At 37.4% G+C, this 15,493-nt stretch carries 12 protein-coding genes; 9 read left to right on the top strand and 3 right to left on the bottom strand.

Annotated elements, in window-relative coordinates; all coding sequences use genetic code 11:
* Positions 1-37 precede the first annotated feature (37 nt).
* The gene (locus J4051_RS07400) at positions 38-406 is read left to right on the top strand and encodes a hypothetical protein (RefSeq protein ID WP_208233234.1); all 369 of its coding nucleotides are present in this window, start codon (positions 38-40) and stop codon (positions 404-406) included.
* Between the two features lie 136 nt (positions 407-542).
* Here J4051_RS07400 and hutH read toward each other — a convergent pair whose 3' ends face one another.
* A complete protein-coding gene (gene hutH, locus J4051_RS07395) occupies positions 543-2,054 on the bottom strand; it encodes a histidine ammonia-lyase (protein ID WP_208233233.1) in 1,512 nt (503 codons plus the stop codon).
* 132 nt (positions 2,055-2,186) lie between these two features.
* Here hutH and J4051_RS07390 point away from each other — a divergent pair, with 132 nt between their 5' ends.
* Positions 2,187-3,224, top strand: coding sequence for a TlpA family protein disulfide reductase (locus J4051_RS07390; protein ID WP_208233232.1), 1,038 nt, complete (start codon positions 2,187-2,189; stop codon positions 3,222-3,224).
* A gap of 64 nt (positions 3,225-3,288) precedes the next feature.
* Here J4051_RS07390 and J4051_RS07385 read toward each other — a convergent pair whose 3' ends face one another.
* Positions 3,289-4,842: an NAD(P)H-hydrate dehydratase gene (locus J4051_RS07385; protein WP_208233231.1), complete on the bottom strand. Its 1,554-nt coding sequence runs from the start codon at positions 4,840-4,842 to the stop codon at positions 3,289-3,291.
* Between the two features lie 289 nt (positions 4,843-5,131).
* Between J4051_RS07385 and thrA the strand changes: the two genes are divergently transcribed.
* The 3 genes from thrA to thrC all read left to right on the top strand — a co-directional run bounded on the left by thrA (position 5,132) and on the right by thrC (position 10,024).
* Positions 5,132-7,576, top strand: a complete 2,445-nt coding sequence (gene thrA / locus J4051_RS07380; protein ID WP_208233230.1) for a bifunctional aspartate kinase/homoserine dehydrogenase I — start codon at positions 5,132-5,134, stop codon at positions 7,574-7,576.
* Between the two features lie 113 nt (positions 7,577-7,689).
* A complete protein-coding gene (locus J4051_RS07375; protein WP_208233229.1) occupies positions 7,690-8,616 on the top strand; it encodes a homoserine kinase in 927 nt (308 codons plus the stop codon).
* A 106-nt stretch (positions 8,617-8,722) separates the two neighbouring features.
* A complete protein-coding gene (gene thrC / locus J4051_RS07370; RefSeq protein WP_208233228.1) occupies positions 8,723-10,024 on the top strand; it encodes a threonine synthase in 1,302 nt (433 codons plus the stop codon).
* Between the two features lie 277 nt (positions 10,025-10,301).
* Here thrC and J4051_RS07365 read toward each other — a convergent pair whose 3' ends face one another.
* The gene (locus tag J4051_RS07365; RefSeq protein WP_208233227.1) at positions 10,302-10,937 is read right to left on the bottom strand and encodes an SDR family oxidoreductase; all 636 of its coding nucleotides are present in this window, start codon (positions 10,935-10,937) and stop codon (positions 10,302-10,304) included.
* 410 nt (positions 10,938-11,347) lie between these two features.
* On the opposite strand from J4051_RS07365, the gene gcvT reads away from it, so the two are divergent.
* From gcvT to J4051_RS07345, 4 genes are all read left to right on the top strand, one after another.
* Positions 11,348-12,430, top strand: a complete 1,083-nt coding sequence (gene gcvT / locus J4051_RS07360) for a glycine cleavage system aminomethyltransferase GcvT (RefSeq protein WP_208233226.1) — start codon at positions 11,348-11,350, stop codon at positions 12,428-12,430.
* 3 nt (positions 12,431-12,433) lie between these two features.
* On the top strand, positions 12,434-13,348 hold the full coding sequence (locus tag J4051_RS07355; protein ID WP_208233225.1) for a glutaminase: 915 nt from the start codon (positions 12,434-12,436) through the stop codon (positions 13,346-13,348).
* A gap of 18 nt (positions 13,349-13,366) precedes the next feature.
* A complete protein-coding gene (locus J4051_RS07350; RefSeq protein WP_208233224.1) occupies positions 13,367-14,215 on the top strand; it encodes a sugar nucleotide-binding protein in 849 nt (282 codons plus the stop codon).
* A 270-nt stretch (positions 14,216-14,485) separates the two neighbouring features.
* Complete coding sequence (locus J4051_RS07345; RefSeq protein WP_208233223.1) at positions 14,486-15,493, top strand: glycosyltransferase family 2 protein; 1,008 nt, start codon at positions 14,486-14,488, stop codon at positions 15,491-15,493.

The raw sequence follows: 15,493 nt of genomic DNA, 5'->3' as shown, positions 1-15,493 counted from the left end.
TTTTTGATTTAAATTAGTTTATTGAGTATCTTTAAATATGACAGATTTATTAAAGTTTGATTTCTGTGAGATGCAAATTTATGATGACTACGTTATTGTAATTATTAACGAAGGCATAACTATTTCTCCTAAACACAACATAGAGCTTAACAATGTGGTGGAAACATATTTTCGCAACACGAAATTTGTTTATATATCACATCGAATAAATTCCTATGCTGTGGATCCAGCCACTTATTTTGAAACGTCAAAGATTAAAAATCTTAAAGGCTTTGCTGTGGTTTCAAAAGATTATAAAGCAAAATCTAACGCCGAAGTTGAAAAATTATTTCTCAACAAACCGCTGGAAATATTCGACGACCTCAATAAAGCTATTTCCTGGAAGGATTCCATTTTAAACAAATAGTCACTTAGTTCATTCCCACTAGTGGGTCTTAATACTTCGAGGCTTGCATCTATCTAAAAGACAATTCCTTATTCATACCTCGTGGGTATACCCGCCCGTGCGGTCGCCGGACGGACCCCGATGTTCTTGATTTCTATCAATCGAAAAGCAAATCATTATCAATATTGAAATCATCGATAAACTGAACAGATTTTTTCATAAGGTCATGAAAAATTTCATCCTGAGTTACAAATTTGATTTCATCATGATAACTCTTTAAGAAAGACTCGATTAAAGGCGATGATATTTTTGGTTTTCTAAAGGCTATGGCCTGAGCTGCGTTTAATAACTCAATGGCCAAAATACGCTCTACATTATATATTAAAGTATGCGCTTGAGTTGCTGAATTTGCTCCCATACTCACATGATCTTCTTGTCCGTTAGAAGAAACGATGGAATCAACACTCGCTGGGGTTGCCAACTGTTTATTCGCACTTACAATGCTTGCGGCGGTATATTGCGGAATCATAAACCCCGAATTAAGCCCAGGATTATCTACCAAAAATGTTGGAAGACCTCTTTGACCGGAAATCAATTGATAAGTACGTCGCTCAGATATATTTCCCAATTCAGCCATCGCAATCTTTAAATAGTCCAAAGCCAAAGCCAATGGTTGCCCATGAAAATTGCCTCCTGAAATGATTTCATTCTCTTCAATGAATATATTTGGGTTGTCAGTCACAGAATTGATTTCGGTTTTTATGGTTTTATGCACAAACTCCAAAGTATCTTTTGTAGCACCATGGACTTGCGGGATACATCTAAAAGAATAGGGATCTTGAACATGTTGTTTCTGTTGTGAAATAAGTTGGCTGTCTTCCAAAAACTCTCGAATGCGTTTTGCCGTTTTTAATTGACCATTATGCGGCCTTACCAAATGTACTAATTCATTAAACGGCTCAATTCTTCCATCGAATGCGTCTAAGGAAATACTTCCAATAAAATCTGCCAAATAGGATAGTTTATACGATTTCAACAACAAGTGCACCCCATAAGCACTCATAAATTGAGTGCCGTTCAAAAGAGCCAATCCTTCTTTAGATAAAAGCGTAATTGGCTTCCAGTTGAAATCGTCCATAACCTCTTGCGTTGACTTTATCTGTCCTTTGTAAAACACTTCTCCCTTTCCGATTAAAGGCAATGCTAAATGTGCCAATGGCGCTAAATCTCCAGATGCCCCTAACGAGCCTAGCGTATAAATGACCGGCAGAACATCGTGATTGTAAAAATCTATCAAACGCAATACCGTATCTAATTGAATGCCGCTATGGCCGTAGCTCAGCGACTGAATTTTCAGCAATAGCATCAATTTAACAATAGGATTTGGCACTTGATCACCAATGCCACAAGCATGGGACATCACCAAGTTTTCTTGCAGTTGGGTTAACCTATCCTTGGATATTTTTACATTGTACAAGGAACCAAAACCGGTATTGATACCATAAATAGGCTCATCCTGACCAAGCATCCTCTCATCCAAGTAGTTTCTACAACTGTCAATTTTTGAGATAGCCTCTTCTGAAAGTTCTAACTTTTTATCATAAAAGAGGATGTCGCTTATAGTTGTTAATTCTAAAGTTTTTGAAGATATGGAATGTGTTAATATCATGCGTAGTGTTTCAATCTTCAAAAATCAGCATAACCTTTTCATTATGCAACAAATGTTAATAATTAATAAAAATTCATACAATGTGTTCACAAACTATTACTTTTGAAAAATTATAAAAATTAAATTACAAAAATGAAGAAACTACTTATTTTCTTATGTGTATTAACTATTGTGTCATGTAAGGAAGAACCTAAAGATTATGTTACTTTTTCTGGGAAAATCTCCAACAAGATTAGTGATTCTCTTTTATTGAGAAGCAGAATGATGAACAAAACCATTTTATTGTCTCCAGATGGGACGTTTTCAGACACAATTAAAATCGGTCAGCCTGAAGTTTTCGGTTTTTTTAACGGAAATATCGCTGCACCAATTTTCTTGAAAAACGGATTTGATATCAAGATGACCGCTGACATGGAGAATTTAGAGGAAACAGTTGAGTTTTCTGGACCTGGATCTGAACACAATAATTATTTGACGCAGCAAATGCAGCTGGAGAAGAAATTATTGGATCAGGATAAACTAAGTAGTTTGAGTTCTGAAGGTCTTAAGAAAGAAATTGAGAACATTAGAAAAGAATTAACTACATTTTACAATCATGATAAAAGTGTAGACAGTACGCTCACCAGTATGGCCAAAGCAAACTTAGAGCCAATGCTGAATATGTATCAGAATTTCTTTGCTGAATCCATTGCCATAAGAGAACAATTTCCAGCAGGATCTCCTTCTCCAACTTTTGAAAACTATGAGAATTTCAAAGGCGGAACAACTTCTTTGGCAGATTTAAAAGGTAAATATGTTTATGTAGATGTTTGGGCTACCTGGTGCGGACCTTGTATAGCAGAAATTCCATCATTAAAGGAATTGGACGCTAAATATGCCGATAAAAACATTCAATTTGTGAGTATTTCTATTGATGATGCCATGAGAAGTGGTGGTGGTGATTTAGAGGTAGCAAAGTCGAAATGGAAAACTATGGTTGAAGAAGAGAACTTGATAGGCTTACAGTTATTTTCTGATAAAAACTGGCAATCAGATTTTGTTAAAGACTATAAAATTAATGGAATTCCGCGTTTTATCTTAATTGATCCAAATGGGAATGTTGTCGATGCTAACGCCCCAAGACCTTCAAGCAAAAAACTTATAGAATTATTTGATAGCTTAAATATCTAAGCTGAAAAAATACTTCTTATTAAAACCGCACTTAAATTCAGTATTAAAGTGCGGTTTTTTTGTTTTATGGGTTTTCCTCTCCATTTTCTTGCTGAGGCTGAACAGGAGGTTTTGCAAACAAATCAAGATAGGCCTGTCCTAAATAATCAATGATATGACTTGCGGTTAAACTCTGATAACCATAGTCTTCTACAGCGATATCTGCCGATTTTCCATGCAAGTACACCGCGAACAAACTGGCCGTTAAAGATTCATAACCTTGTCCAATAAGCCCAGTAATTATCCCTGTCAAAACATCTCCAGTGCCTCCCGTGGCCAAGCCCGGATTACCAGTTGAGTTGACGTACAATTTGTCTTCAAACACTGTAATGGTATGGGCACCTTTAATAACAAGAATACATTTGTATTTCTTTGAGAAGGTCTTAGCCTTTTTTAATTTATCAAAATCGTTTTTCCATTTGCCCAATAAACGTTCAAGCTCTTTAGGGTGCGGTGTGAATACGGTTTGAGGCTTCAACAATTTTAAATCGACCTTATGTTTGGATAGCAGATTGATACCGTCCGCATCAATAACTAAAGGAACGCTATTGGATTTTAGAAACTTTTGAAACGCCATGTGGGTTTTATCATCCAATCCCAGACCCATGCCTATACCAATAGCAGTTGGTTCGATATCAAATTTGATTGCGGTAAGTTTCTCTTCATCAACATCGGTTATGACCATGATTTCCGGAACAACCGATTGCATGGGGATATAACCACATTTAGGAATAAAAGTAGTGATCAAACCTGCACCAGAAGCCAACGCACCCCTTCCCGAAAGTATCATCGCCCCTATTTTTCCATGACTTCCGCCTATGAGCAATCCGTGGCCATAAGTGCCTTTGTGCGAAAATTTTTCTCTTGGCTTATAAATTGGCAACATTTCATTTTTGCCAATCAGCTCCACTTCGGTTTCTGTTTGTTGCAGAAATTCAAGATCAATTCCAATGTCGAGGACTTCCCATTGACGGGTGTATTTTGAAGTATCGGGAAGAAAGAACACCAGTTTAGGAGATTGAAAACTCAAGGTGTAATCTGCCCATACGACACCATTTTCATCTTCAGGGACTTTATCCGCATACAATCCCGAAGGTAGATCAATAGCTAATGTAAAGGCCTTTGAAGCTCTAAAATGTTGGAACAAACCTTTCACCCATTCATTTGGAGGTCTATTTAAACCTATTCCAAAAACGGCATCTACAATAATATCATCCGGACCAATAGGCGGAAAATCAGCTTTACAATTGAGCATTATTGGCCATTTCTTTGTGGTTTGTTTGATTCGGTCATAGTTGACCAAAAAATCCTTAGTACGCTTATCGCTGCAATTTACCACATAGGTATGTACATTGTAACCATAGTTGATCAATTGTCTCGCCAATACCAATCCGTCGCCGCCATTATTTCCAATCCCACAGAAAACATGAATGGGCACTTGGGCACCTTGCATTCGTTGGTGAATCCAGTTGAAGATTTGCGTGCCAGCACGTTCCATTAATTCGGTAGAACTTATGTTTTGCTTTTTAGCCGTTAGCTGATCGCCTTCATAGATTTGTTCTTTTGAGAATATCTTCATTTTAGCAGTCTTTTTTTATGATATGCTTAATTATTTATATTTTATCCCTAAAAAAGGGCTGTAAATTTTTTTATAACAGTAAAAATAATACTTTTGACAGGTATAGAACAAGATATGCAAACTTTACAACACATAAAAAATGTTTTCATGACCTTTATCTCTTCCGAAGGCAACATTCCTTTTAACATGATTACCCTTTGGGGTTAATTGTTATATTTTATCTCGTCCTGTATTTTCCCATTTATTATAATTTTACATCTATTACTTCTAATCCATCATATTACCAACTATGAACGTATTAAAATTTGGAGGAACATCTGTCGGTTCCACAGAAAACATTAAAAAAGTCATCGCTATTCTCAATAATTATTCACAAAAGGAATCCGTTATTTGCGTGGTTTCTGCTGTGGGTGGCATCACAGATAGGTTATTAAGGGCAGGTGAGTTTGCTCAACATAAAAATGAAAGCTATTTATCTGAATTTAAGACGATTAAAGAGATTCATATCAATCTTTTGTCTGAACTTATTCCCAGTCAGAGTGAAGCTGTAAAAGAGTATATTGAAAGCAAATTGGCAAGTTTAAAGAGCCTGCTGGATGGCATTTATCTCATCAATGAACTTTCGCCTAAAACCTCCGATAAGCTCGTGAGTTTTGGCGAGCTCCTCTCCTCTTATATTGTTGCGGAAACCATGAAAAGCCAAGGTTTAAACGCCGTTAGAAAAAACAGCCAAGATCTGATAGTCACCAACTCTAAATTCACGAAAGCAGAAGTCAACTATGGGATTACCAACATGAATATTCGTGAGTATTTCAAGAATGCCAATCAAAAAATTACGATCCTTCCTGGGTTTATTGCAAAATCCAATTCTGGAGAAATTACTACTTTGGGACGCGGCGGATCTGACTTTACCGCGGCTATTATTGCAGCTGCTTTAAAAGTCAATCGATTGGAGATTTGGACTGACGTGAACGGGATGTACACGGCAAATCCAAAACTTGTAAAACAGGCCTACCCTATTGAGCGGCTATCTTATCAGGAAGCCATGGAATTATCGCATTTTGGTGCAAAAGTGCTCTACCCACCCTCGCTCCAGCCGGTTCTCGTTTTAGATATCCCTATTCATATTAAAAACACAACAGAACCAGACGCCCATGGCACTGTTATTACCAGTGATAAAAGCAATGGTTTTTCTAAGGCAGCCAAAGGCATCAGTAATATTAGCAATATTGCCCTATTGACCTTGCAAGGCAATGGAATGATAGGCATTCCTGGGTTTTCCAAGCGACTTTTTGAAACCTTGGCCCAGGAGAAAATCAATGTTATTTTCATAACACAAGCCTCTTCTGAGCATTCCATCTGTTTTGGAATTGATGAAAATGATGCAGCTCTTGCTGCAGAAAGCATTAATTTAACCTTTGAAAATGAAATTTCATTGCTGAAAATTGATCCTATTATTGTAGAAAAAGATTTATCGATTGTGGCTTTGGTGGGAGATAATATGAAAAACCACCAAGGTATCAGTGGCAGGATGTTTAGTGCATTGGGAAAAAATAATATCAATATAAGAGCTATTGCTCAGGGTGCTTCAGAAAAGAACATTTCTGCAGTCATTGCTGAAAAAGACGTAAAAAAGGCATTAAATACCATTCATGAGCGCTTTTTTGAAGACCAGACCAAACAGTTGAACGTCTATATCACCGGTGTTGGTAATGTGGGTGAACGTCTTGTGGAACAAATCCAACAACAGAAAAAGTATGTAAAAGAACATTTGAAAATCAATATGAGAGTCATTGGGCTATCCAATTCCAGAACCATGATTTTCGATGAATCCGGACTTTCCTTAAAATCTTGGAAAGAACAATTGGCCACTGGAGAAAAAGCGACTCTGGATGGGTTTTTAGAGCGTATAAAAAGCTTAAACTTACGCAATAGTATTTTCGTCGATGTAACCGCCAACGAAGAGGTTTCTAAAGTATATGCCGATTACCTAAGGGAAAGTATCGCTGTGGTGGCTTGCAACAAGATTGCCTGTTCAAGTACTTTTGAAAATTATAGCAACCTCAAAAGACTGTCCGTAAAGTACAATGCACCCTTTCTGTTTGAAACCAATGTTGGTGCTGGCTTGCCAATTATTGACACCTTAAATCATCTCATTGCTTCAGGGGATAAAATAACTTCTATTCAAGCAGTTCTTTCGGGAAGTCTGAACTTTGTGTTCAATAATTTTGATGATACCACAAACTTTCACGATGTTGTAAAACAAGCTCAAAAAGAAGGCTATACAGAACCTGATCCACGTATCGATTTGAGCGGTGTGGATGTTGCCCGTAAAATCTTGATTTTAGCACGTGAGAGCGGTACAAAAATGAATCTGGAAGATATCGAAAATGATTCCTTTTTGACTGAAAGTAACTTAAAGAGTGATTCTGTTGACGATTTTTACAAGACCTTAATAGCCGATGAAGATCACTTCCAAAAATTATACGCCACTGCCAAAAAGAACGATTGTCAATTGAAATATGTGGCGGAATTTGATGGTGAAAAGGCTAAAGTTGGTTTAAAAGAAATTCCTAAAGATCATCCATTTTATAATCTGAAAGGGAAAGATAATATTGTCATGTTTTACACACAACGTTATCCAGAACAGCCTTTAATTATTAAAGGTGCAGGTGCTGGTGCTGATGTGACTGCTTCGGGATTGTTTGCGGATATTATTAGGATTGGGAATTAGGTTTCAGTCTCCAGTTTGCAGGCTTCAGTCGCAGTCTAAATTGAAGTTAAGTTAAGAAAAATAAATATTCGTGATCCCGATAGCTATCGGGACGTGGCGAAAAATAAAAACTTGTGAATAAAAAAGAAATCAAAATATTCTCACCCGCAACGGTAGCCAATGTGTCCTGCGGATATGACGTCCTCGGGTTTTGTTTGGATACGATCGGTGATGAGATGGTTATAAGAACGACCGAAAGAAAAGGGATCTTCATCACCAAAATCGAAGGTTATGATTTACCTCTTGATGCCACTAAAAATGTTGCAGGTGTATCGGCATTAGCGATGATTGCAGATGCAAAACCAGACTTCGGATTTGAGATTGAAATCTACAAAAACATTAAACCGGGAAGCGGTATTGGTAGCAGTAGCGCCAGTGCTTCAGGTAGTGTATTTGCCATTAATGAACTTTTAGGTCGACCGTATACTAAGACACAAGTCACCGGTTTCGCGATGAAAGGTGAAGCTTTAGCAAGTGGAAGTGAACATGCTGACAATTTAGCGCCTGGGATTTTTGGGGGATTTACTTTAGTAAAAAGTATATCACCATTAGAAGTATTACAATTGCCAACCCCAAAGGATATTTATGCAACCATCATCCATCCGCAAATAGAAATAAAAACATCAGATGCCCGAGCCATTTTACCTAAGACATTTCCATTGAAGGATGCCATAACGCAATGGGCAAATCTGGGAAGCTTTGTGCATGCCCTTCATACCAGCGATTATGAGTTATTGAAAAGAAGCTTGATGGACGTTATTGTTGAGCCGCATAGAAGCCAATTGATTCCGCATTTTGCAGAGGTCAAATTGGCGGCATTGGAGCATGGTGCTTTGGGAGCAAGCATTTCTGGCGCGGGCCCTGCGATATTTGCGCTTTCAAAAGGAATTGAAAATGCGGAAAATGTGGAAAAAGCAATGCGGGAAGTGTATTCTAAAACGGCGATTGCGTTTGAAACTTATGTATCGAAGATTAATACAGAAGGTATTAGAGAACTTTAAAAATTATATCACAGAGTTACACAGAGAAACACAGAGTTACACAAAGAAAATCTAAAAAACACTCGTGGTCCCGATAGCTTTCAGGACGTGGTAAATAAAAATAAAAATGAATTATAAATCACTAAACAAAAAAGCCCCAAGCACCTCATTCAAAGAAGCGGTTATCAAAGGTATTGCACCAGATAAAGGACTTTATTTTCCTGAAACCATTACACCACTACCCGCTTCATTTTTTGAAAACATCGATTCTTTATCCTATGAAGCCATCGCTCTTGAGGCAATAAAGCAATTTGTCAGTCCAGATATTCCTGAGGATGTTTTAAAAACTATTATTTCCGAAACGCTATCCTTCGATTTTCCTATTGTGAAAATCAATGACAAAGTTTCTACCTTAGAGCTGTTTCATGGTCCAACCATGGCGTTCAAAGATGTTGGCGCACGATTCATGGCGCGTTGCTTAGGTTATTTCAATCAACATAATACAGAAGAAGTTACTGTATTGGTAGCTACTTCAGGTGATACCGGTGGCGCCGTTGCCCATGGTTTTTTAGGTGTAAAAGGCGTTAATGTGGTCATTTTATATCCGAGTGGAAAAGTAAGCGATATTCAGGAAAAGCAATTGACAACGCTTAAGCAAAACATTACCGCCTTAGAAGTAGATGGTGTTTTTGATGATTGTCAAGACATGGTCAAGCGTGCTTTTTTAGATGAGGAATTGACCAATAAAATGCAGTTGACGTCGGCCAACTCGATTAATGTTGCACGTTGGTTGCCGCAAATGTTCTATTTCTTTTTTGCTTACAAACAGCTACACAAAACGCATAAAAATATAGTCTATTCAGTACCAAGTGGTAATTTCGGAAATATTTGTGCGGGCATGATGGCACAACAATTGGGCTTGCCAATCCATCACTTTGTCGCAGCAAACAATGAAAACAATGTGGTGACGGAGTATCTGATCACTAAATTATACCAACCAAAACCATCTGTACAGACCATTAGTAACGCTATGGATGTGGGTAATCCGAGTAACTTTATCCGAATTCAGGAAATCTACAAGAACAATTTTGAGGCTTTGAAATCCAATTTATCGTCTTATAGTTTTTCTGATGATCAAACGCGTGAGGCTTTAAAAGAACTTTACACTGATTTCAAATATATCGCAGACCCCCACGGAGCCGTCGGTTATTTAGGGTGTAAATCGTATTTGAAAGATAACAACGATGCACATTGTGTCTTTTTAGAAACCGCACATCCTACAAAATTTTTAAATGTTGTAGAAGAAATCATTCCTGAAAAAATTGAATTGCCATCGCAGATTGAAGCGGTTATGGATCATGAAAAAACCGCGATTCCAATTGCGCACTACGACGAATTGAAAGCTGTTTTATTGAACACTTTATCATAAAAAAAAGAGGCCAAGCGCCTCTTTTTTTATTGTTGTTCCCCAGAAATTTGTACAATTTTTAAAGGATCTCATACTTTAAGCCATCAAGTCGATTATTTTTTAGAATCTTATAACATCCTCAAAAAAACCACTCAATCATCTGTCTTTTATATCTTAAACTCAGCGAAAAACACTTTTCAAATTAAAATCATCCTAAAAAAAAGTCTTGAATCTTTAAGCCTACAGTCAAGCGGTCCTGATCCATTTCATATACTACATAGATTTTATTTTCTTAGTTCTATTTTTCAGAAAATCCTTCCAAAGCCTTCCCGATAAGGGTATCTCCATTCAAAATTTCAAAAGACACTTTATTCGCCGTATCGTCATTCAGAACCCGCACCAAAGTTTGAGCCACGTCCGCCCTACTGATTTCACCAGTCTGGGACAGCTTTTCTTTTAACTGAATATGGTCAGTGGCATTGTTATTATTTAAGGTTCCCGGTCTTACAATGGCATAATTCAAACCACTACTTTTCAAATGTTCATCGGCATTATGCTTTGCCTTTAAATAATCTTGTAATTGATCAGCTTTCTCGGGAGCATCAGCGCCCATAGAGCTTAACATCACGAATTTCTTGATATTTGAATTTTTTGAAGCGTCGATCAGGCGTTTTGCACCTTCCTGATCTACACCAATCACATTTTTTCCACCTGAACCGGCAGCAAATATGACTTTATCTATATTTTTAAAAGCGTGTGAAACATCCTGCTCCAAATCGCCCAACACCGTTGAAATGCCATTGTTTTCGAACTGACCCATCTGCTCCTTTTTTCTAACCATAGCTACTGGTTTAAAATACTGAGTTTCTGATAAAAGTTTTACAATCTGTTTTCCTGTGGTGCCGTTAGCACCTGCTACTAATACGTTTTCCATACCTATAATGTAACAGAAATTGAAGCATTTACAATATTTATAGGACATTTAACTTAAGTTTATCAAGTCAAGCAAACCTTTTATACAACTTGAAAAACCTAAGTTAAGATCGTGATCATAATGATTTCGACAAATGTTCCAAAGGACTCCTTTAACAAATTTTTAATCGGAAGGATTCATTTTTAAAACAGATAATTTTCGATACTTTTGTGACGCAATTATGGAGGAAGTATTAACAGGGATCCTGAAGTTTTTCGGAAACATCATCCAAAATATCATTTCTGGTTTCAGCTTTAAAAAGGGACTTTTATATGCGTTTTTAATACTGACCCTCGTTATTATTGTCGTTTATATTTTAACAAAGGATTTTTAAATAAGAAGTACGCCGTCGCGGAAATAAACAACAAAACATGAAAAACACAGCATTAACCACAACTCACGAAGCTCTTGGAGCAAAATTAGTGCCTTATGCAGGCTTTAATATGCCTGTCCAGTACGAAGGTGTCAGCGCAGAACATGAAACCGTCAGAAATGGCGTTGGTGTGTTTGATGTCTCACATATGGGTGAATTCTTAATTGAAGGACCACATGCACTTGAATTAATTCAAAAAGTATGTAGTAACGATGCTTCAAAATTAACCATCGGGAAAGCGCAATATAGTTATTTGCCTAATGAAGAAGGTGGGATTGTAGATGATTTGATTATTTATAAGATGAAGGAAGACTCCTATTTATTGGTGGTCAATGCCAGTAATATTGAGAAAGACTGGAACTGGATCAACTCTAAAAATGATGTTGGTGCAACAGTTAGAGATCTTTCTCCAGAGTATTCTTTGCTGGCCATTCAAGGACCTAAGGCGGTTGAAGCTATGCAGAGTTTAACAAGTCATGACCTTTCAGAAATTAAATTCTATAACTTTGTAGTAGGTGATTTTGCTGGTGTGGAACATGTGATCATTTCTGCAACAGGATATACTGGAAGTGGCGGCTTTGAGATCTACTGTAAAAACTCTGAAGTGAAACAAATTTGGGACAAGGTTTTTGAAACTGGCGCAGCCTACGGCATCAAACCTATAGGGTTGGCCGCTCGTGATACTTTACGTTTGGAAATGGGCTATTGCCTCTACGGAAATGATATTGACGAGACCACCTCTCCTATTGAAGCAGGATTGGGTTGGGTCACCAAATTCACTAAAGAATTCACCAATAGTGCAGCACTTAAAGCCGAAAAGGAAAACGGTCCTAAAAATAAATTGGTAGGATTTGAACTGGACGAAAAAGGCATTCCGCGTCAGGGCTATGATATTGTGGATGACCAAGGTAAAATCATCGGAAAGGTGACTTCAGGAACCATGTCGCCGTCGCTTCATAAAGGCATTGGTTTAGGGTATGTACCTACGGATCTATCCGCAGCAGGTACCAAAATCAATATTCAAATAAGAAAAAATGCAGTGCCGGCAACCATTGTAAAAACGCCATTTTATAAAGTTTAATACATGATTGATTTCCAAAATGTCATTGATACCATTCATCATAATTTAAAGGATGAAGTCTTTAGAGGACTGGTAGCTAATTATATCCCGGAATTAGCAGATATTGATGCACAGAATCTTGGAATCCATTTAAGGCTTTTAGATGGTCAGACTTTTGCAACTGGCGACTGGAACAAGAAATTCTCCATTCAGAGTGTTTCAAAAGTTTTGACACTCGCGATGGCATTGCCCATGTATCCAGAAAACTTGTGGCAACGGGTTGATGTGGAACCCTCAGGAAACCCCTTTAATCATTTATCACTTTTGGAACTGGAAAATGGGATTCCAAGAAACCCGTTAATAAATGCTGGAGCCCTTGTTATTGCCGATATTTTGGTCAGTCTTCTTAAGAATCCGAAAGAAGATTTCTTGAATTATGTACGCAATGTTGTTGATGACCCCACTATTGCTTTTAATTTAAAGGTTGCCGAATCCGAACGTTTGACCGGCTATAACAATTATGCCGCCGCCAATTTGCTAAAGGCTTACGGCAATTTGGAAAATGATGTCGACGACGTTTTGGATTTCTATTTTCATCAATGTGCCATTGAAATGACCTGTGAGCAATTATCTAAAGCCTTCATTATGTTTGCAAATCATGGCGCTTGTTGTTTAAAGACGAACCAACTTTCACCAAGCCAAGCCAAACGTATCAATGCCATTATGCTCACCTGCGGATTTTACGACGAAGCAGGTGAATTCGCTTTTGAAGTGGGCCTACCGGGAAAAAGTGGTGTTGGAGGTGGTATTGTAGCGCTTTTACCTAACCATTTCACAATAGCAGTATGGTCGCCAGGTTTAAATATGAAAGGCAATTCATTGTTGGGAATGCAAGCTTTGGAACAGTTTACAACCATGACCAAATTATCCATTTTTTAGAAAATTTTGCCCCACAAAATGAAGACACCAGACAACAAACATCGTATTCTTATCCTTGGAGCCAGTGGTTTTATAGGAAATGCGCTGTATAAAGAACTGGGGCCATATTTTAAAACTTTTGGCACCTATCACCTATCCAACAAAACTTACGAGAACAATCAGCACTTTTTTCAATATCGGGTGGAAGAAGATGATATTTTTGAAATCCTTCAAGCGATCAAACCTTCAATCATCATCTCCTGTTTGCGTGGCGATTTTCATGCCCAAGTGATTGCGCACCAACATATGGCTGAATATGTGATGTCTCATGACTGTAAGATCATTTTCTTCTCGTCGGCCAATGTGTTTGATGCGTATAGTAAATATCCCAGTTATGAGGAGGATAAAACTTTGAGCGATAGTATTTACGGACATTTCAAAATTAAGATTGAGAACATGCTGTTGCGCCTACCCAAAAAGAAAGTGATCATTATTAGACTTCCTATGGTTTTTGGCACACAATCTCCCCGCCTTAAGGTAATCAAGCAGCATATAGCAGAAAAAACTGCAATTGAAGTGTTCCCCAATCTGATCATGAATGTCACCACAGATTTTAAGATGACCCAACAAGTCCATTATATGATCAATCGAAATAAATCTGGCGTGTTCCATTTGGGAAGTTCAGATTTGGTACATCATGACGATTTTATAAAGGAAATCGTTGAAGTGATCACCTCAGAACATGTAGTTTTCAAACAAGTGTATACCACCAATGAAGATCGCTATTTGGCCGTGATGCCCAAAAGCAATAAACTTCCAAAACATCTACAAATTAGCAGTACAGAACTTCTTGAGGAATTGGATAATTATATGAATTATAACCCATAGTGTTTATTTCATAACCGAGTAAATGATTATTTAAAAATCAATGAATTGGCTATTATGGATTTGGTTTTGAGTGTTTTACAAAAAAAATATACACATTTTTCTATTGATAAAAAATTAAAGCAATTGAAATAGAGACTTTGCTTTTTCCGGAAATACAATACTGAAAATCAATAGGCCAATAACGCGTTGCAATTCAGTGTTTATCCAAATCTTGCGGAACTATTATTTTAGTGAATTTTTATGTCTATATAGAAATCGTATTTTAGCAGTATGCCACAGCCTTTGATCAGCATTTTAACACCTTTTAAAAACAGTTCCGCCTTTTTATCCCCTTATCTCGAATCCATACTTGAACAAACTTATATTAATTGGGAATTGATTATCGTGGACGACCACTCCACAGATGACAGTTATAATTTGGTTGCGGCATTCGCTCAAAAAGATGCTCGAATAAAACTACTTAAAAACAATGGTCAGGGTATTATTGATGCTTTAAAATTGGCTTTTAAAAATAGTTCTGGACACTACATCACCCGAATGGACAGCGATGATCTCATGGCTCCAAAAAAACTGGAGCTCATGCACCGTGATTTAAAAACCCATGGAAAAGGACATGTCGCTTTAGGATTGGTCAAATATTTCTGTGAAGGTCAACTTGGAGACGGTTATCAGCATTATGAAGAATGGCTCAATGGACTTACCAAATCAGGAACCAATTACACTGAAATCTATAAGGAATGTGTTATCCCATCGCCTTGCTGGATGGTGTCTCGTGATGATTTAATGGCTTGTGGCGCTTTTGAAAGAAATATCTATCCCGAAGATTATGATTTGGCGTTTCGATTCTACAAACAGGGCTTAAAGTGTATTCCATCCGACCAAGTCCTTCATTATTGGAGAGATTACAGCAACAGAACCTCGCGAACTGATGATCATTATTCTGATAATCATTTTTTAAAATTGAAAGTGCACTATTTTTTAGAACTCGATTTTGACAGCAAACGTCCATTAGTGTTATGGGGTGCTGGTTTCAAAGGGAAATTCTGCGCTAAACTATTGAAGATGAATAAAGTCCCTTTTATATGGATTTGCAATAACCCAAAAAAAATCGGTAAACATATTTATAAAGTAAAACTGCATCCCATTTCTACTCTAAGTAAGTTGCACCAACCTCAAGTGATCGTCACTGTGGCCAATAAAAAGTCCCAAAAGCACATCACTGCCATTTTAGAAAACCACCAATTGACAAAAGCCAAAGATTTTTTCTTCTTTTGTTAG

It is taken from the genome of Gelidibacter pelagius, from assembly GCF_017581925.1.
GTDB lineage: Bacteria > Bacteroidota > Bacteroidia > Flavobacteriales > Flavobacteriaceae > Gelidibacter > Gelidibacter pelagius.
This window is presented reverse-complemented; position numbering and strand designations above follow the sequence as displayed.

What these genes read in the sequence shown, in the direction of transcription:
- thrA (WP_208233230.1), top strand. Translation starts at nt 5,132, where the DNA reads ATGAACGTATTAAAATTTGGAGGAACATCTGTCGGTTCCACAGAAAAC.
- J4051_RS07390 (WP_208233232.1), top strand. Translation starts at nt 2,187, where the DNA reads ATGAAGAAACTACTTATTTTCTTATGTGTATTAACTATTGTGTCATGT.
- hutH (WP_208233233.1), bottom strand. Translation starts at nt 2,054, where the DNA reads ATGATATTAACACATTCCATATCTTCAAAAACTTTAGAATTAACAACT.
- J4051_RS07400 (WP_208233234.1), top strand. Translation starts at nt 38, where the DNA reads ATGACAGATTTATTAAAGTTTGATTTCTGTGAGATGCAAATTTATGAT.
- gcvT (WP_208233226.1), top strand. Translation starts at nt 11,348, where the DNA reads ATGAAAAACACAGCATTAACCACAACTCACGAAGCTCTTGGAGCAAAA.
- J4051_RS07355 (WP_208233225.1), top strand. Translation starts at nt 12,434, where the DNA reads ATGATTGATTTCCAAAATGTCATTGATACCATTCATCATAATTTAAAG.
- thrC (WP_208233228.1), top strand. Translation starts at nt 8,723, where the DNA reads ATGAATTATAAATCACTAAACAAAAAAGCCCCAAGCACCTCATTCAAA.
- J4051_RS07385 (WP_208233231.1), bottom strand. Translation starts at nt 4,842, where the DNA reads ATGAAGATATTCTCAAAAGAACAAATCTATGAAGGCGATCAGCTAACG.
- J4051_RS07350 (WP_208233224.1), top strand. Translation starts at nt 13,367, where the DNA reads ATGAAGACACCAGACAACAAACATCGTATTCTTATCCTTGGAGCCAGT.
- J4051_RS07365 (WP_208233227.1), bottom strand. Translation starts at nt 10,937, where the DNA reads ATGGAAAACGTATTAGTAGCAGGTGCTAACGGCACCACAGGAAAACAG.
- J4051_RS07345 (WP_208233223.1), top strand. Translation starts at nt 14,486, where the DNA reads ATGCCACAGCCTTTGATCAGCATTTTAACACCTTTTAAAAACAGTTCC.